Origin of the sequence: Pseudooceanicola onchidii, assembly GCF_004959925.1 — a bacterium.
GTDB lineage: Bacteria > Pseudomonadota > Alphaproteobacteria > Rhodobacterales > Rhodobacteraceae > Pseudooceanicola > Pseudooceanicola onchidii.
On sequence record NZ_SPUW01000001.1, the window covers coordinates 355,610 to 371,628 of the forward strand.

The 16,019-nt window shown below is 64.8% G+C and carries 17 protein-coding genes; 10 read left to right on the top strand and 7 right to left on the bottom strand.

Annotation, left to right across the window (positions count from 1 at the left end):
• The first annotated feature begins 84 nt into the window (after positions 1-84).
• The 5 genes from E4S58_RS01695 to E4S58_RS01715 all read left to right on the top strand — a co-directional run bounded on the left by E4S58_RS01695 (position 85) and on the right by E4S58_RS01715 (position 5,166).
• Positions 85-672 carry a uracil-DNA glycosylase family protein gene (locus E4S58_RS01695; protein ID WP_136634591.1) on the top strand — a complete coding sequence of 196 codons (588 nt, stop codon included), beginning with the start codon at positions 85-87 and terminating at the stop codon, positions 670-672.
• Between the two features lie 6 nt (positions 673-678).
• On the top strand, positions 679-1,467 hold the full coding sequence (locus tag E4S58_RS01700) for an SseB family protein (RefSeq protein ID WP_136634592.1): 789 nt from the start codon (positions 679-681) through the stop codon (positions 1,465-1,467).
• A gap of 129 nt (positions 1,468-1,596) precedes the next feature.
• The gene (locus tag E4S58_RS01705) at positions 1,597-2,418 is read left to right on the top strand and encodes a TIGR00282 family metallophosphoesterase (RefSeq protein ID WP_136634593.1); all 822 of its coding nucleotides are present in this window, start codon (positions 1,597-1,599) and stop codon (positions 2,416-2,418) included.
• A gap of 4 nt (positions 2,419-2,422) precedes the next feature.
• A complete protein-coding gene (locus E4S58_RS01710; protein ID WP_136634594.1) occupies positions 2,423-3,340 on the top strand; it encodes a DMT family transporter in 918 nt (305 codons plus the stop codon).
• Between the two features lie 113 nt (positions 3,341-3,453).
• The gene (locus E4S58_RS01715) at positions 3,454-5,166 is read left to right on the top strand and encodes an SLC13 family permease (RefSeq protein ID WP_420821271.1); all 1,713 of its coding nucleotides are present in this window, start codon (positions 3,454-3,456) and stop codon (positions 5,164-5,166) included.
• A gap of 207 nt (positions 5,167-5,373) precedes the next feature.
• Here the strand turns inward: E4S58_RS01715 and E4S58_RS01720 are convergent, their stop codons facing one another.
• Positions 5,374-6,114: a YebC/PmpR family DNA-binding transcriptional regulator gene (locus tag E4S58_RS01720; RefSeq protein ID WP_136634595.1), complete on the bottom strand. Its 741-nt coding sequence runs from the start codon at positions 6,112-6,114 to the stop codon at positions 5,374-5,376.
• A 147-nt stretch (positions 6,115-6,261) separates the two neighbouring features.
• Between E4S58_RS01720 and E4S58_RS01725 the strand changes: the two genes are divergently transcribed.
• The gene (locus E4S58_RS01725; protein ID WP_136634596.1) at positions 6,262-8,034 is read left to right on the top strand and encodes an SLC13 family permease; all 1,773 of its coding nucleotides are present in this window, start codon (positions 6,262-6,264) and stop codon (positions 8,032-8,034) included.
• A gap of 5 nt (positions 8,035-8,039) precedes the next feature.
• Here the strand turns inward: E4S58_RS01725 and E4S58_RS01730 are convergent, their stop codons facing one another.
• On the bottom strand, positions 8,040-8,741 hold the full coding sequence (locus E4S58_RS01730) for a dienelactone hydrolase family protein (RefSeq protein WP_136634597.1): 702 nt from the start codon (positions 8,739-8,741) through the stop codon (positions 8,040-8,042).
• A 36-nt stretch (positions 8,742-8,777) separates the two neighbouring features.
• Positions 8,778-9,665, bottom strand: a complete 888-nt coding sequence (locus E4S58_RS01735) for a LysR family transcriptional regulator ArgP (RefSeq protein ID WP_136634598.1) — start codon at positions 9,663-9,665, stop codon at positions 8,778-8,780.
• 106 nt (positions 9,666-9,771) lie between these two features.
• Between E4S58_RS01735 and E4S58_RS01740 the strand changes: the two genes are divergently transcribed.
• Positions 9,772-10,365: a LysE/ArgO family amino acid transporter gene (locus E4S58_RS01740; protein WP_420821272.1), complete on the top strand. Its 594-nt coding sequence runs from the start codon at positions 9,772-9,774 to the stop codon at positions 10,363-10,365.
• A gap of 144 nt (positions 10,366-10,509) precedes the next feature.
• Here the strand turns inward: E4S58_RS01740 and E4S58_RS01745 are convergent, their stop codons facing one another.
• A complete protein-coding gene (locus E4S58_RS01745; RefSeq protein ID WP_169052575.1) occupies positions 10,510-11,148 on the bottom strand; it encodes an MAE_28990/MAE_18760 family HEPN-like nuclease in 639 nt (212 codons plus the stop codon).
• Positions 11,149-11,158: 10 nt separating this feature from the next.
• Positions 11,159-12,265: a DUF262 domain-containing protein gene (locus tag E4S58_RS01750; RefSeq protein ID WP_136635787.1), complete on the bottom strand. Its 1,107-nt coding sequence runs from the start codon at positions 12,263-12,265 to the stop codon at positions 11,159-11,161.
• Positions 12,266-12,449: 184 nt separating this feature from the next.
• Between E4S58_RS01750 and E4S58_RS01755 the strand changes: the two genes are divergently transcribed.
• Positions 12,450-13,358, top strand: a complete 909-nt coding sequence (locus E4S58_RS01755; RefSeq protein WP_136634600.1) for a DMT family transporter — start codon at positions 12,450-12,452, stop codon at positions 13,356-13,358.
• Between the two features lie 8 nt (positions 13,359-13,366).
• Positions 13,367-13,933: a hemerythrin domain-containing protein gene (locus E4S58_RS01760; protein ID WP_136634601.1), complete on the top strand. Its 567-nt coding sequence runs from the start codon at positions 13,367-13,369 to the stop codon at positions 13,931-13,933.
• A gap of 3 nt (positions 13,934-13,936) precedes the next feature.
• Here the strand turns inward: E4S58_RS01760 and E4S58_RS01765 are convergent, their stop codons facing one another.
• Entirely contained in the window at positions 13,937-14,548 is a 612-nt protein-coding gene (locus E4S58_RS01765) for a glutathione S-transferase family protein (protein WP_136634602.1), read from the bottom strand.
• A gap of 72 nt (positions 14,549-14,620) precedes the next feature.
• On the opposite strand from E4S58_RS01765, the gene E4S58_RS01770 reads away from it, so the two are divergent.
• Positions 14,621-15,307, top strand: coding sequence for a helix-turn-helix transcriptional regulator (locus E4S58_RS01770; protein WP_136634603.1), 687 nt, complete (start codon positions 14,621-14,623; stop codon positions 15,305-15,307).
• A 1-nt stretch (position 15,308) separates the two neighbouring features.
• On the opposite strand, the gene E4S58_RS01775 is transcribed toward E4S58_RS01770, so the two are convergent.
• Positions 15,309-15,992 (bottom strand): dimethylsulfonioproprionate lyase family protein, encoded by a 684-nt coding sequence (locus tag E4S58_RS01775; protein ID WP_136634604.1) that lies wholly within the window; start codon positions 15,990-15,992, stop codon positions 15,309-15,311.
• Positions 15,993-16,019: the final 27 nt, after the last annotated feature.

Below are 16,019 nucleotides of genomic sequence, written 5' to 3' on the forward strand. Positions count from 1 at the left end.
CAAGAAATATTTCGACAGTCGTCGAACTATCTTGATCGCGCCCCCAGCCTTTACCTTCCGCCGCACCGGTGCATCATCCCCTCGATGTCCGACCTGCCGACCCAGATCCGCGCCTGTCGCCTGTGCGCCGACCGTTTTGCCGCGACGGCCACGTGCCATCAGCCGCGCCCGGTCCCGTGGTTCCGCCCTACGGCGCGTCTGCTGATCGCCGGCCAGGCCCCGGGCCTGCAGGTCCACGAAAAGGGTCGTCCCTTCGACGATCGATCGGGCGACCGGCTGCGCGACTGGCTGGGGATCGACCGCGACACCTTCTATGACCTTAACCGCATCGCCGTCGTGCCCATGGCCTTCTGCTTTCCCGGCTACGACGCCAGGGGATCCGACCTGCCGCCGCCCAAAATCTGCGCCGCCACATGGCATGATCAGGTCTTCGCCAGCCTGCCGCACCTGCGCCTGCGCGTGCTGATCGGGGCCCATGCGCAGCGCTGGCACCTGGATGCGCGCCCGCCAATGACCGCCACCGTCCGCGCCTTCCGCGACCATCTGCCGGGGGCGATCCCCTTGCCTCATCCGTCCTGGCGCAATACCGGATGGCTGAAGAAGAACCCCTGGTTCGAAACCGACCTGCTGCCCGTGCTGCGCGCCCGCGTGACAGAGGCCCTGGAGGACTGACGCCGCATGACCGAGACCGCACTCGACACCGCCCACGCCGCGATGGAGGCCGCGCCCGACGACGACACCGCCCGCCTGCGGTTCTACGAACGCCTGGCCGACAGCGAACTGTTCCTGATGCTGAAGGAAGAGCCGCGCGACGACCAGATCTCGCCCGGCCTGTTTGAGCTGCCCGAGGCCACATTCGTGCTGGTCTTCGACCGCGAGGAACGGCTTTCGGCCTTCGCCAACCGGGCCGTTCCCTACGTCGCCCTGTCGGGGCGGGCGATCGCCGGGATGCTGGCGGGGCAGGGGATCGGGCTGGGCCTGAACCTCGACGTCGCGCCCTCGGCCATCCTGATCCCGCCGCAGGCCGTCGACTGGCTGGCCGCCACCCTGTCCGAGGCCCCCGCCGAGGTCGAGGAACGCATCGCCGAGTTCTCGCGCCCCATGGGCCTGCCCGAGGTGCTGCTGTCGGCGCTGGATCAGAAGCTTGCCATGGCCACGGGGCTGGCGAAGACCGCATACCTTGTGGGCACGACCTCCGAGTCCGGCACCAAGGGCCACCTGCTGGCTTTCATCGGCGCGAAAGACGGCGCCGAGGCCCCGCTCGCCAAGGCGGCGGGCGAGGCGCTGACCTTCTCGGGGCTTGATGCGGGCGTGCTGGACGTGGGATTCTTTGCGGCTCACGACAGCGCTGCTGCGGCGCTTGCCCGGCACGGATTGCGGTTTGATCTGCCCCAACCGGAAGAGCCGACCCGGGTCGAACGGATCGCGCCCGGCAGCGACCCCGACAAGCCGCCGATCCTGCGGTGAGGGGGAGAGGGGCGCTGCCCCTCGTCGCCTGCGGCGCCTCACCCCGGGATATTGGACCAGGGGAAGGCAGGGCCGGGGCACCGCAACCAAACCCTTGCCCTTTTGCGCGCCGCCACTTACCCAATCGCCATGAGATTGCTTTTCCTTGGCGACATCGTCGGCCGCAGTGGCCGCACGGCCGTAACCGAAACCCTGCCCAGGCTGCGCGCGGCCTGGAAGCTCGACTTCGTCGTGGTCAATGGCGAGAACGCGACCAATGGCGCGGGGCTGTCTTCCGATCACGCCAAGGCACTGCTGGCGGCGGGCGTCGATGTGCTGACGCTTGGCGATCATGCCTTCGATCAGAAGGACATGATGTCCTTCATCGACCAGGAACCGCGCATCATCCGCCCGATCAACTATGCCCGGTCCGCCCCCGGCCGCGGGTTTCGCGTGTTCGACGCGCCGGGTGGCCGCAAGGTGCTGGTGGCGCAGGTGCTGGGGCAGGTCTTCATGTCGCGCCCCTATGACGATCCGTTCTCGGCCATCGAGACGGTCCTGAAATCCCATCCGCCCGGCGGGATGGTGCAGGCCTCGATCATCGATGTGCATTGCGAGGCGACGTCCGAGAAGATGGCCATGGGGCACTGGTGCGACGGCAAGGCCTCTCTGGTCGTGGGCACGCACACCCATGTCGCCACGGCGGACGCGCAGATCCTGCCCGGCGGCACGGCGCATATGTCGGATGCGGGGATGTGCGGCGATTACAATTCGGTCATCGGGATGGACAAGGGCGAACCCCTGCGTCGCTTCGTGACCGGCATGTCCAAGGGCCGCTTCCAGCCGGCCGAGGGCGAGGCGACCCTGTCGGGCATCTATGTCGAAACCGACGATCGCACCGGGCTGGCCAAGCGGGTCGAGATGGTGCGCCACGGCGGGCGGCTGTCGCAGTCCGGTCCCGGCCCGGTCTGAGCCGATGTCCCGGGTCGCCCTGGCGCTGGCGCTGCTGGTGATCGGCGCGGGCTGGGCGCTGACCGTGCCGCTGGCCAAGATCGCCGTCTCGACCGGCTACCAGCCGCTTGGCCTGATCTTCTGGCAGACCACGATCGGCGTGGCGATCCTGGGCCTGATCCTGCTGGTCACCGGCGCGCGGTTCCGGCCGACCCGCGCGCAATGGGCCATCGCGCTGATGATCGCGCTGACCGGGACGATCCTGCCCAATGCCTTTTCCTACCGCGCTGCCGTGCACCTGCCCGCCGGGGTCATCGCGCTTTTGCTGTCGCTGGTGCCGATGATGGCCTTCCCGATGGCGCTGGCGCTTGGCACCGACCGGACGTCGCCGCGCAGGCTGGTGGGTCTCGCGCTAGGGCTTGGCGCCACCCTGCTGATCGTCCTGCCCGAGGCCAGCCTGCCCGACCGCGCCATGCTGGTCTTCGTGCCGCTGGCACTGGTGGCCCCGGCCTTCTATGCGCTCGAGGGCAACCTGGTCGCCCGCTTCGGCACCGCCGGCATGGATGCGGTGCAGACGTTGTGCCTGGCCTCCGTGCTGGGGGCGCTGATTGCCGCGCCGCTGGCCGTGGCGACCGGGCAGTTCATCATCCCCCGCAGCTTCGGCGCGCCCGAGGCCGCGCTGGCCGGGTCGGCCGCGATCCATGCGCTGGTCTATTCCGGCTATGTCTGGATGGTCGGTCGCGCCGGTCCGGTCTTTGCGGTGCAGGTCAGCTACCTGGTCACGATTTTCGGCATGGTCTGGTCCATGGCGCTTCTGGGCGAACGGTTTTCGCCCGGCCTTTGGGCATCCCTGGCGCTGATGCTGGCCGGGATGGCGCTTGTCCAGCCCCGCGCGCGGGATGAGACAACACCGCCCTTGCCGGGACCGCCCCCGGACGCCTAGATAGGGTCCGGCGTGGCCAATCGGCCCACCCGGGACAGGAGCTCATGGTGATCGAATTACTCGGCGTGTCGCAGACCGGAACCGCGGTTCTGACCCTGGTCGTGGTCGGACTGATGTTCATCCTCTTCCTGCGAGAATCCTACCCGACCGAGGTCGTCGCGATCGGCGGTGTCGCATTGCTTCTGGTGCTGGGCATCCTGCCCTATGACGAGGCCCTGCCGGTCCTGGCCAACCCCGCCCCCTGGACCATCGCGGGGATGTTCCTGGTGATGGGGGCGCTGGTGCGGACCGGGGCGCTAGATGCCTTTACCCAGATGGCCACGCGTCGCACCGACAGGCCCCGGGTGGCCATCGCCGCGCTGATGGTCTTCGTGCTGATCGCCTCGGCCATCGTGGCCAACACGCCCGTGGTGGTCGTGATGATCCCGGTCTTCGTGCAGCTGGCCCGCAAGCTCGGCATCAATGCCTCGCGGCTGCTGATCCCGCTGTCCTACGCGGCGATCATGGGCGGCACGCTGACCCTGATCGGCACCTCGACCAACCTGCTGGTGGATGGTGTCGCCTCGGCCCGGGGGCTCGAGCCGTTCTCGATCTTCGAGGTCACGCCGATCGGTCTCGTCGTCGTCCTTTACGGCATGACGTACCTTTATGTCGTCGGACGCTGGCTGCTGCCCGATCGCGACAGCATGGCCGACATGCTGTCGGACCGGTCCCGGATGAAGTTCTTCACCGAGGCCGTCATCCCCCCCGAATCCAACCTCGTCGGACGCGAGGTCCTGTCGGTGCAGCTGTTCAAGCGTGAAGGCGTCCGGCTGATCGACGTGGTGCGCGGGGACGTGTCTCTGCGGCGCAACCTGAAGGACGTGGTGCTGCAGGTCGGCGACATCGTGGTGCTGCGCAGCCAGATCACCGAACTGCTGTCGCTGCAGGCCACCAAGAGCCTCAAGCGGGTCGACCAGATCTCGGCCGTGGAGACCTCAACCGTCGAGGCGCTGATCACCCCCGGGTGCCGTCTGGTCGGTCGCCAGCTGGGCGCCATGCGCCTGCGCCGCCGTTACGGTGTCTACGTGCTGGCGGTGCATCGCCGGAACCAGAACATCGGTCGCCAGCTGGACGAAACGGTCGTCCGGGTCGGCGACACGCTGCTGCTGGAAGGCGCGCCCGAAGACATCCGCCGCCTGGCGTCCGAGATGGAGATGGTCGACGTCACCCAGCCCACGGCCCGCGCGTTCCGCCGTGGCCATGCCCCGATCGCCATCGCCTCTCTGATCGGCATCGTGGCGTTGGCGGGTCTCGGCATCGCGCCGATCTTCCTGATGACGATCCTGGCCGTCGCGGTCGTCCTGCTGACCCGATGCATCGACGCGGACGAAGCCTTTTCCTTTGTCGAAGGCCGCCTGCTGGCCATGATCTTTGCCATGCTGGCCGTGGGGGCGGCACTGGAACATTCCGGCGCAGTCGAGCTGATCGTGAACGCCATCGCCCCCGCGCTGACCGGGCTGCCACCCTTCTTCATCGTCTGGGCGATCTATCTGCTGACCTCGATCCTGACCGAACTGGTGTCGAACAACGCCGTCGCCGTGGTGGTCACGCCGATCGCCATCGGGCTGGCCCAGGTGGCTGGCATTGATGCGCGGCCGCTGGTGGTCGCGGTGATGGTTGCGGCCTCGGCCAGCTTTGCCACGCCGATCGGGTATCAGACCAACATGATGGTCTACGGCCCCGGCGGCTATCGCTTCACCGACTTCATGAAGATCGGCATCCCCCTGAACCTCAGCATGGGGCTGCTCGTCTCGGCCGTGATCCCGCTGATCTGGCCGCTGTGATCCCGGCACAGGCTGGAGGGCGCTGCCCTCCAGACCTCCCGAGGTATTTTGAACCAGAAGAAGGGGCGGGCGCCCGTCTTCTTCTGGTCGAAAATACCTCGGGGGAGGCGGCCGCAGGCCGACGGGGGCAGCGCCCCCACCAGGGATCAAAAACAAGAACGCCGGGCAGGGGCCCGGCGTTTTCAAGTCATTGCGAATTGGCGGGCCTTACAGCTGCGCCATGACCTCGTCCGAGGCCTCAAAATTCGTGGTGACCCGCTGCACGTCGTCGTCGTCTTCCAGCGCATCCACCAGCTTCATCAGCTTCTGCATGCCCTCAAGGTCCAGCTCGGTGGTGGTGGTCGGCTTCCACACCAGCTTGGTCGATTCAGATTCGCCCAGCTCAGCCTCGAGCGCGCTGGCCACGTCGTTCAGGTCCGAGTCGGCGCAATAGATGTAGTGCCCCTCGTCCGAGCTTTCGACATCCTCGGCGCCCGCTTCGATCGCCGCCATCATCACCGTGTCCGCATCACCCGCGTCGGCGCCGTAGGACACTTCGCCCTTGCGGTCGAACATGAAACCGACCGACCCGGTTTCGCCCAGGTTGCCACCGTTCTTGGTGAAGGTCGAGCGGACGTTGGACGCGGTGCGGTTGCGGTTGTCGGTCATCGCCTCGACGATCACCGCCACGCCGTTCGGGCCATAGCCCTCATAGCGGATCTCTTCGTAGTCGTCGCCTTCACCGGCCTGCGATTTCTTGATCGCGCGGTCGATCACGTCCTTGGGGACGGAATTCGACTTGGCTTCCTTCACCGCCAGCCGCAGCCGGGGGTTCTTGTCGGGATCGGGGTCGCCCATCTTGGCGGCGACGGTGATCTCTTTCGAGAGCTTGGAAAACAGTTTCGACCGGGCGGCGTCCTGACGCCCCTTGCGGTGCTGGATGTTCGCCCATTTTGAATGGCCGGCCATGGTGTTCCCTTCATTTGCCCGGAAATTGGTCCGCTGCTCTATAATTCATGGGCCCGGGGGCAGGCAAGCGGATAGCTGAGCCATGGGGGTGGGCGGGCCGCGAAGGTTTCCCCTGTTCGCCGCCCCGATCCGCGTTACCTTCGCGCCATGAATACCGACCAGATCATCCTGTTCACCCTCTTCCTTGTCGTCTTCGCCCTGCTGCTCTGGGGACGGTGGCGGTATGACATCGTGGCCTTCGGCGCCTTGATGGTGGCCGTGGTGCTGGGCCCGGTCGAGGCCGAGCATGCCTTTGACGGTTTCGGTCACGAGGCCACGTTGATCGTCGCGTTGGTGCTGATCGTCTCGGCCGGGCTGGTGCGTTCCGGCGCGGTCTACTTGATCACGCGCACGCTGGTGGACAGTTCGCGGCGTCTGGGCGGGCACATTGCCCTGATGGGCGGGATCGGCGGGGTGCTGTCGGCCTTCATGAACAACGTGGCGGCGCTGGCCCTGCTGATGCCGGTGGATATCCAGACCGCGCGCAAGGCGGGCCGCGCGCCGGGCCTGTCACTGATGCCGCTGTCCTTTGCCACGATCCTGGGCGGGATGGCGACGCTGATCGGCACGCCGCCGAACATCATCATCTCGGCCATCCGTGCGGATTCATTGGGAGAAAGCTATCGCATGTTCGATTTCGCCCCGGTCGGCGGGCTGGCGGCGATCGCGGGTCTGGCCTTTGTCGCGCTGGTCGGCTGGCGGCTGATCCCGGTGCGCGAAGACGCGGTGGTGCGCCGGTCGGACATCGCGAATTACGTCGCCGAACTGACCCTGCCCGAGGGCAACAAGCAGATCGGCAAGCGGGTCGGAGAGCTGACCGAGGCCGCCGACAAGGCCGATGTGGTCATCATCGGCCTGATCCGCGACGGCAAGCGTCTCTATGGCAACGCACGCAACAACATCCTGCAGGCCGGCGACGCGCTGGTGCTTGAGGCCACGCCCGAGGCGCTGGACGAATTCCGATCGGCCCTGTCGCTGGCCTTTTCCGACGACCGTCGGGAGGAGCTGCTGCAAGCCGACAGCGAGGGGCTCGATATTCTTGAACTGGTGGTCAGCCCCGACAGCCGCATCGCCGGAAAGACCGCGCAGGCCGTCGGGCTATCCTGGCGGCAACGCGCTGTTCTGCTTGGGATTTCCCGGCAGGGGCGGCGCATTCAAAGCCAGGTCCGCAAGACCGAGGTGCAGCCCGGCGACATCCTGTTGCTGCTGGTTCAAAAGGACACCGGCGGCGATGTGGCCGACTGGCTGGGCTGCCTGACACTGGCCGACCGGGGGCTTGCCGTGACGCAGGACACGAAGACCTGGGCTGCGATCGGGTTGTTCGCGGGGGCGGTCCTGCTGGCTTCGATCGGGGTGGTCGACCTGGCCATCGCGCTTGGGCTGGTCGTGATCGCCTATGTGCTGATGCGCGTGATCCCCTTGCAGGAGCTTTATGACCACGTCGAATGGCCCGTGGTTGTCCTGCTGGGGTCGATGATCCCCTTGGGTCAAGCCCTTGAAACATCGGGCGGAACCTCTCTGATCGCGGACAGTCTGGTCTGGGCGACGGACGGCTGGCCCGCCTGGGCGATCCTGACCGCGCTGATGGTGGTGACCATGTCGCTGTCGGATGTGCTGAACAACACCGCGACGGCCATCGTGGCGGCACCCATTGGCATCCAGATGGCCGACCGCCTGGATGTGTCGCCGGACCCCTTCCTGATGGCGGTTGCGGTGGCGGCGTCCTCGGCCTTCCTTACGCCGATTGGCCATAAGAACAACACGTTGATCCTGGGCCCGGGGGGCTATCGCTTTGGCGATTACTGGCGCATGGGCCTGCCGCTGGAAATCCTCGTGGTCGCCGTGTCGATCCCCGCGATCCTGGTATTCTGGCCGCTCTGAGGGGGCTAACCCCTCAGGATCTCGTCGAAAAACGCTGTCAGCGCGCGCCATGATCGCCGGTCTGCGGCCTTGGAATAGCCGAAGCCCTTGCCGGGGGCGGCCTTGACGTTGGTGAAGGCGTGGCCGGTGTGGCCGAAGGCCAGCATCTGCCAGTCGGAACAATGGGTTGTCAGCTCCTCGGCCAGCGCGACCTTGGCGTCGGGCGGGCACAGGCTGTCGTCCCAGCCGTCGCAGATCAGCAGGGCAGGGGCCATGGTCTTCGACCCGTCGGGCGGAGCGTCGTAGACCCCGTGCAGCGTGACGCCCGCGTCGAACGCCGCGCCAGAGCGTGCGAGGTCCAAAACCCCTTTGCCACCAAGGCAATAGCCCATGGCGCCAACCTTCCCGGCCATCTGCGGCACGGCCCGGATCGCCGTCAGCGCGGCCTGCATCCGGGTCGCGAACAGCGGGCGGTTGCCCTGCAGCTCTGCCATCCATTCCGCCGCCTGCGCCCGGTCGGTCGAATGCCGCCCACCCGAATAATAGTCAACGCCCAGAGCCACATAGCCCAGATCGGCCAGCCGGTCGCAGGTGGCGCGGTCGCTGTCGGAGAGCCCGCCGAAAGCCGGGGCGACCAGCACGCCGGGGCCGTCGCCTGCGGGCAGAGCGAGGTAGCCGATGCATTCGGCCCCCTTGGCGTCGTAACGGTGATCCTGACCTTTGAGCATGGTATCGTCCTGTTTTGATTGTGTTTCGTTGCGCGTCTATCGGTACAGGTGATCCGCGGCCACCTTGCGGATCGCCAGCGTCAGCGGCGCAAGCGCGTTGCGCAGGCGGCGCGGTGTCTGCCAGAAAAGCGGGGTGTCCCAAGCACTTGACTGGATCAGGGGCACCAGCAGCCGGTCCGCCAGAGGCCGTCGCACCAGCATTTCGGGGTTCATCCCCCAGCCCAGCCCCCGACGCGCGGCTTCGACGAAGGCGGTGGTAGAGGGCAGGTAATGCGTCGGCGGCATCCGCGTCACGCCGAAATTATGCGCCAGCCAATCCAGCTGAAGCCGGTCCTTCTTGTCGTAGGTCAGCATCGGGGCGTGTTCCAGCGCGGCGCCGGTAACCCCTTGGGCGAAATAGCGTTTCATGAACCTCGGGCTGGCCGTCGCGATATAGCGCAGCGACCCGAGCGGATAGCTGTCGCAGCCCGTCGGCGGATCCTCGGTGCTGGTCACGGCGCCCACGACCTCGCCCCGTTTCAGGGACTCGGCCGAATGCTCCTGATCGTCCACGACCACGTCAAAGAGCATGTCCGGCAGGGCCAGCCGCGCTTCGGCCAGGGCGGGCACGATCCAGGACGCCAGGCTGTCGGCATTGACGGTGATCCGAGCCCGTGGGGTATCGGGAAACCTCAGGCCCAGGTCGCCGGACAGCCGCGCCTCCATCAGCCCGACCTCTTCGACGTGGCGGGCAAGGCGCTGCCCCATCTCGGTCCCCGAGCAAGGAGTGCCCCGGATAACAAGGGGTTGACCCACCCGATCCTCCAGCGCACGCAGCCGTTGGGACACGGCGGACTGGCTCAGGTTCAGCTCTCCGGCCGCGGCATCGAAAGACCCGTGCCGCAGGATCGCGGCCAGCGTATGTAGCTGAAGATAATCATACATAAGCAAAGCTTATCCAGATGCAGAAACATTCGCTAGGCTTATATCGCCTCGCCGCCTATCCCCGTCCTGCGCGAAACACCGCGCGAAACGGAGACCGCCGATGACCCTGACCACCTTCTTCGCTGCCTTCGGATTGGGCCTGTCGCTGATCGTCGCGATCGGCGCGCAGAACGCCTTTGTCCTGCGGCAGGGTCTGCGGCGCGAACACGTCGGCCCGATCGTGTTGACCTGCGCCCTGTCGGACGCGGCCCTGATCGCCGCCGGGGTCGCGGGGTTCGGCACCCTGACCGAGGCCATGCCCTGGTTCGGAGAGGCCATGCGCTGGGGCGGCGCGGCCTTCCTGTCGGTTTATGCGGCGCTGGCCCTGCGCAACGCGATCCGCGGCGGAGAGGCCCTGACCCCCGACGCCACCCCCGCCATTCCCCTGCGCCGCGCGCTGGCGACCTGCCTGGTGCTGACCTGGGCCAACCCGCACGTCTATCTCGACACGCTGGCGCTGATGGGCGCGGTGTCGGCGGGCCATGACGACAAGCTGGCGTTCGCGCTGGGGGGCATGACGGCCTCGGCGATGTTCTTCGTCGCGCTGGGCTACGGCGCGAGGCTGCTGGCCCCGGTCTTCCGCCGCCCCCTGGCCTGGAGGCTTCTGGATCTGGGGATTGCCGTGGTGATGGGCGCGATTGCGGTGGGGTTGGTTTGGTGAGGGGGGTAAGAGCGTTTCGGCCCTTTCCGGACATTCGAACCAGGCGCAGCTGGTAGTCGGTTCATCCCATCACCGACCGTTCGTGTTTCGCGCGTCGAGTGACCGGTCTGAACCTTTTGAGGATAAAGCTTCCCCGTCTTCACTCTACCGTTTATAGGCTTCCATCGAAGCAGCATTTTGCAGGTCGGTCTTGTATTCGCGCATCACCTGCAAAACTGCGTCCTGCAGTTCGCCGAACTCCTTTCCGCCTATGTCTATAAATTCACCGTGCGCGATCTTATTTCTTCTGTTAACCAGGCTTTCATCGATCAAGTTAAATCTCGAAGCATACGGAGCGAGGCTGATATCCAGCGAAAGAGCGATATTACTGAACACTTTAGATGTGAGGTTTGACTCTGTATTAATCGCGGATCCGATCTGCAATCTTGCAGGTTGATCGAGCTGCAGGAGAATGAAATCAAAAGCATCTATGTTCGATAAGGATTGGCGAGAAACGGACAGCGTCTGAAGCTTTGACTTCAAGCCAAATACGGAGAAGCAGGACTTTAACTCATTATATTTCAGTCCACGGCTACTGACAAAGTTGAGGTAATTCTCCGAAGATTTTTTCACAAAACCCTCCCAGTGAGCGTAAAGAAGCGCTACTCCCGCTCTTATGAAGTATCGCCGATCAGGGCTATTAGCTCTTGAAGCAATGCTGAAGGCTTTAACTTCCTTCAGTCGCCATGACATCTCCCTGTCCAGAGCATCCTGGAAGTCATCGAGTGTCCGAATATCGGCCAAAGCTTCGTCCTCACGGCCGCAGTAGCTGAGAGGCAAGTGGCAGCAGCTTTGTAAGCCTAGTCGTACCTCGTATACCTGCGCCTGAATATTTGTTGAAAGTCGTGTTCTGCCAAAGATCTTTCGCAGCTTTGCAGAGGAAGTCCTTGCGGAGTTGATCGTTCATAACCTGCAAAGCAGGGAGGTTATCCGATACGCCTTTCGTCATCACTTCGAAGACAGACATGAGAAACTTACCGCTAAATGCGTTCCCATTCCACCGCTTGAACGCTGCGTTCCCGAGCGCCTCGTCGATGTATTGAAATGATAGAGCGAACTCGGCCCCAATGGCATTGAGATCAAAGTTTGGGTCGCTCGCCATTTGAATGAGCGCTTCGTCGAGATACTCATGAACATCCAGCCCCGGATCGTATTGTATTGTCTTGAAGGCGAGAAACCTCAGCGCGAGCTCGACCCCTGCCTGAGACATGAGTGCCGCGTCAGTCTGGTTGGTTGTATTAATAAAATTTGCATTATTCGAAAGCTGAACCAGCCAGTCGTAAAATGGTCTATTTATCGCTACGGCCATGCTGTTTCGAACTTCTTGCTCAGACAAGCTAACGCCACCAGTATTGAGGCGCTGAAATAGCTCGAACTTTGCGGTGGAATCACTTTCCGCTTTAAGTATTTCGACTCGGACGCGAGCTCGCTTGATCTCGATCTGAAGAGATTGCCCGAGGCCATCACCAGCACCCTGACAACTTTCTTTCCAACGCTTACCGTTCAAGCTCGGAAGAAATTTCGTTCCATTCAGGATCAGCGGACCGAGCTCTACTGCCAAATCGCCACGCAAATCTCCTGTCAACTGCAAAATAGTGGAAATACGTTGCAAGCCGTCAATCAACTCCCACACCCCACTTTCATTCTGCGACACAAAGATGGAGGGAATTGGAATTCCAAGAATTATAGATTCTATGAATCGCGTTTTTCGTTCATCACCCCAACGAAATAGGCGCTGAAATACAGGATCGATGATTAGTTCTTCATCTCGGTATAAGTTAACAACTTCACCTAACGACATATCATAGCCGTCTGTAACAATCGTCTTGCGAGCAATCTGAATTTCGTTTGCTAGTGACATAGTACCCTCCATACCACCGGCGGCGGCACTGCATTTTTTTTGTTCATGTAGCATGTCCTACCAATGAGCGCTATTGCGCATCACTGCCGTTCGTGCGGGAAGCAGCGAACTTCGGCTCCCCGCCCTTCCCACCCCCCCCCACATCCCCCTTGCCGTCCCCGCCCAATCATGGCACCCAGAAAACATGACGGCAGCATTCAATTCCCGGCCCGTGGAGGGCATCCTCTGGACCTTCGGGGCGGGGATCCTGTTTGTCGGGGTGAATATCCTGGTCAAGTACCTCGGCCCCGTCATGCCCGCGCCCGAGATGGCCTTTATCCGCTATGGGCTGGGGCTGATGCTGCTGGTGCCGGCGATCCGGCAGATCATGCGGATCCGGCTCAGCCCGCGGCAGTGGGGGCTTTTTGCGCTCCGGGGCGGGTTGCATGCGGCGGGGGTGGCGCTGTGGTTCTATGCCATGGCGACGATCCCCTTGGCGGATGTGACGGCGATGAACTACCTCTCGCCGATCTACGTGACCATCGGCGCGGCGCTTTTCATGGGTGAAAAGCTGGCGGTCCGGCGGATCCTTGCGGTCGTGGTGGCGCTGGTGGGGGCGGTGGTGATCCTGCGGCCGGGGTTTCGCGAAATCGGGCCGGGCCACTATGCCATGCTGATCGCGGCCGTGGTCTTTGCCGGATCCTACCTGCTGGCCAAGCGGTTGACGGACGAGACGGACCCGGTGGCGGTCATCACCATGCTGTCGGTCAGCGTGACCATCGGGCTGGTGCCGATCGCGGCCATCGACTGGGTGACGCCGACGGGCTGGCAGCTGTTGGTGCTGCTGGCCACGGCGGGCTTCGCGACACTGGGCCATTACCTGATGACCCTGGGGTTCCGCGCGGCCCCGATCACGGTGACGCAGCCGGTGACCTTCCTGCAACTGGTCTGGGCGGTACTGGCGGGCTATGTCCTGTTTGACGAGGCGGTGGACCCCTACGTGGTGCTCGGCGGCGTGATGATCATCAGTGCGATCAGCTTCATCACCTGGAGGGAGCACGTGCTGAAACGCCGCCAGATCACCCCGCCGGTGCCGCCGCAGAAACTGACCTGAGGGCCAAGATGAGCGATGACGACCTGGCGCTGGATGCGCGCACCGGCCTGCCGGAGCACCTGCGCGTGCTGGCGGATCTGTATCCCCGGACCGAATGGCGCGGGCACCCGAACTTCAACGACCTGACCTCCTTCTGGCTGGAACGCCACGGGATGTTCCGCCAGCTGAACGACCTGCTGGTCGAGGGCACGCAGAAACGGCTGGACGGCGCCAACCCGCGCTATGGCCGCGAGATGCAGCATTATACCTCGATGTTCCTCAACCAGCTGCACGGGCATCACCAGATCGAGGATCACCATTACTTCCCGCAGTTCATCCCGCTGGATGCACGGCTGGAAAAGGGCTTCGAGATCCTCGATCGGGACCACCACGCGCTGGACGGGCATATCCATGCCCTGGCCGATGCCACCAACGCCGTGCTGCAGAAGATCGCCGCCGGAGAGGACGACGAGCGCGAGGCGCGCACGCTGCTTGAGGCGCAGGTGGCCTTCCGAAGCTTCCTGCACCGCCACCTTGAAGACGAAGAGGATCTGGTCGTGCCGGTGATCCTGGAATACGGCGCCGTGCTGGAGTGAGCCTCAGGCGGTGAGCCGGGCGAGGGCGGCGGCCTCCTCGGCCTGCTGGGCCTGTGCGGCGGGCCGAGCGGCGCACCGGGCCAGCCAGTCACGGATCGCGGGCCGGTCGGGCGTGAGGTCCGGCAGCCAGGCAAACGGCGAGGCGCAGAGGATATCCGCGGCCGAGAACCGATCGCCCAGCAACCACGGCCCCTGCGAAAGCGCCGCCTCCAACCGGTCGGCCATCCCGGCCAGATCGCCGAAGGTGTCGCGCACCAGTGGGCTGTCGACACCTGCGACCGACAGGATCAGCAGCGGCTCCATCACGCCCTGGTAGTAGGACAGCCACGACAGGTAAGCACCACGCCCCGGATCGCCCGAATGTGGGCCAAGCCCGGCCTCGGGGTAGAGGTCAGTCAAATAGGCCATGATCGCGCCGCGTTCGCGCAATGCCTCGTCCCCGTCGACAAGGAAGGGCACCTTTTTCTCGGGGTGGGGATTGGCCGGGTCCGGCGCGCCGGATCCGTCGCCGCGCCGCACGCTGACGATGTGGATGTCGACCGGGGCCTGCAATTCGCGGATCAGCGTGCAGACAGCCGAGGATCGGGTCAGGGGCGCGTGGTAGAGGGTGGGCATGGGATCTGTCCTTTGCTTTTCGATGGCCCGGGTCTACGACGGGGATACTGACAGTTTACGGCAGGATGTTGCATGGCCCGCACGGATCGTCTGATGCGCCTGATGACGGCGCTGCGCAGCCTGCCCGCACCGGTGACGGCGGCGCGGCTGGCAGCGGAGACGGATGTCTCGCCGCGTCAGCTCTATCGCGACATTGCCACGCTGCGGGCGGGCGGGGCGCTGATCGATGGCGCGCCCGGGGTCGGCTATACCCTGACCGAGGATCCCGCGCTGCCACCGCAAAGCTTTGACCGGCTGGAAATCGAGGCGCTGATGGTGGCGCTGTCGGCGCTGGAACAGATCGGCGATGACGCGCTGGCGACCGCCGGGCGCGCGGCGGTGGCGCGGATCATCGCCACCCTGCCGGACCGGATGGCACGACAGGCGCTGCACCACACGATGATGACCTGGCGGCCCGCCCCCGACCGGCCCGAGGTCACGATCGACATGGACCTGCTGCGCCGCAACTGCTGGGACGAACGCAGCCTCCGCATCCGCTATCGCGACGCGCAGGACCGCGTGACCGACCGCGAGGTCTGGCCGCTGGCGATGTCCTACAGCGACCGGTCGCTGATGCTGATGGCGCATTGCCGGATGCGGATGGATTTCCGAAGCTTCAACATAGCGCGGATCGCCCAGGCCGAGGACGGCGGCGACACTTTCCGCCCGCACCGGGTGCCCCTGCTGCGGGAATTTGTCGCCCGCTACCGCGACGACTGACTCAGATCCCCTGCGACATCCGCGCCTTGCGGGTCGACGACAGCTTCATCCCCGGATCGCTCAGCATCCCCGCCGGTCCGACCCAGGCATAGGCCAGCAGGCAGGGTGCCAGGTCGGCAGTGGTGATGCGGTGTTCGTGATCGGGCCGGTTCAGGATCAGCGAGCCCGGCGCATAGACCGCACTGTCATTCTCGGACCAGGATCCCGCGACCGAGATATAGCTTTCCTCGATCTCCTTGTGGGAATGCTGCGGATAGGTGGTCCGGGGCGCGAACAGCACGAACCCAAGGATCAGCCGGTCGCACAGCACCGGCCCGCGCGGGCCCAGCACCTCGCAATAGGCGTATTTCTGGGCCAGCGCCCGTGGCACCTTCTCATAGCCGTATTCCCAGGTCAGCCTGTCCGCCACCCGCGACAGCGCCCGCGTCAGCCCGTGCACCACGCCGCGTTCGCCGATGTCGAGCGCGCGGTTCAGATGGGCCGTCACCGGCTTTGATGCGGCCTGGCGCGGCGCGACCACCGGGTTCTCGGTGATCACCGCCGACAGCCCGTCGCGCACCCGCTTGCGATGTGACCGGATCGCTTTTGACCCGCCGTCGGATCCGTCACGATAGAGCAGGTCGAATTCGCGCAGCAGGTAGCCCCAGTCGGGGCAATCGCCAAGGCGGGGATCGGTGTGGGTCATGGGCGGGCTCCGCTGGATCGATGCCCC

Excerpts from the sequence above, each read along its gene's own strand:
- E4S58_RS01725 (WP_136634596.1), top strand. The coding sequence starts at position 6,262 with ATGAATACCGACCAGATCATCCTGTTCACCCTCTTCCTTGTCGTCTTC.
- E4S58_RS01710 (WP_136634594.1), top strand. The coding sequence starts at position 2,423 with ATGTCCCGGGTCGCCCTGGCGCTGGCGCTGCTGGTGATCGGCGCGGGC.
- E4S58_RS01755 (WP_136634600.1), top strand. The coding sequence starts at position 12,450 with ATGACGGCAGCATTCAATTCCCGGCCCGTGGAGGGCATCCTCTGGACC.
- E4S58_RS01735 (WP_136634598.1), bottom strand. The coding sequence starts at position 9,665 with ATGTATGATTATCTTCAGCTACATACGCTGGCCGCGATCCTGCGGCAC.
- E4S58_RS01770 (WP_136634603.1), top strand. The coding sequence starts at position 14,621 with ATGGCCCGCACGGATCGTCTGATGCGCCTGATGACGGCGCTGCGCAGC.
- E4S58_RS01705 (WP_136634593.1), top strand. The coding sequence starts at position 1,597 with ATGAGATTGCTTTTCCTTGGCGACATCGTCGGCCGCAGTGGCCGCACG.
- E4S58_RS01720 (WP_136634595.1), bottom strand. The coding sequence starts at position 6,114 with ATGGCCGGCCATTCAAAATGGGCGAACATCCAGCACCGCAAGGGGCGT.
- E4S58_RS01750 (WP_136635787.1), bottom strand. The coding sequence starts at position 12,265 with ATGTCACTAGCAAACGAAATTCAGATTGCTCGCAAGACGATTGTTACA.
- E4S58_RS01700 (WP_136634592.1), top strand. The coding sequence starts at position 679 with ATGACCGAGACCGCACTCGACACCGCCCACGCCGCGATGGAGGCCGCG.
- E4S58_RS01695 (WP_136634591.1), top strand. The coding sequence starts at position 85 with ATGTCCGACCTGCCGACCCAGATCCGCGCCTGTCGCCTGTGCGCCGAC.
- E4S58_RS01775 (WP_136634604.1), bottom strand. The coding sequence starts at position 15,992 with ATGACCCACACCGATCCCCGCCTTGGCGATTGCCCCGACTGGGGCTAC.
- E4S58_RS01715 (WP_420821271.1), top strand. The coding sequence starts at position 3,454 with ATGTTCATCCTCTTCCTGCGAGAATCCTACCCGACCGAGGTCGTCGCG.
- E4S58_RS01730 (WP_136634597.1), bottom strand. The coding sequence starts at position 8,741 with ATGCTCAAAGGTCAGGATCACCGTTACGACGCCAAGGGGGCCGAATGC.
- E4S58_RS01760 (WP_136634601.1), top strand. The coding sequence starts at position 13,367 with ATGAGCGATGACGACCTGGCGCTGGATGCGCGCACCGGCCTGCCGGAG.
- E4S58_RS01765 (WP_136634602.1), bottom strand. The coding sequence starts at position 14,548 with ATGCCCACCCTCTACCACGCGCCCCTGACCCGATCCTCGGCTGTCTGC.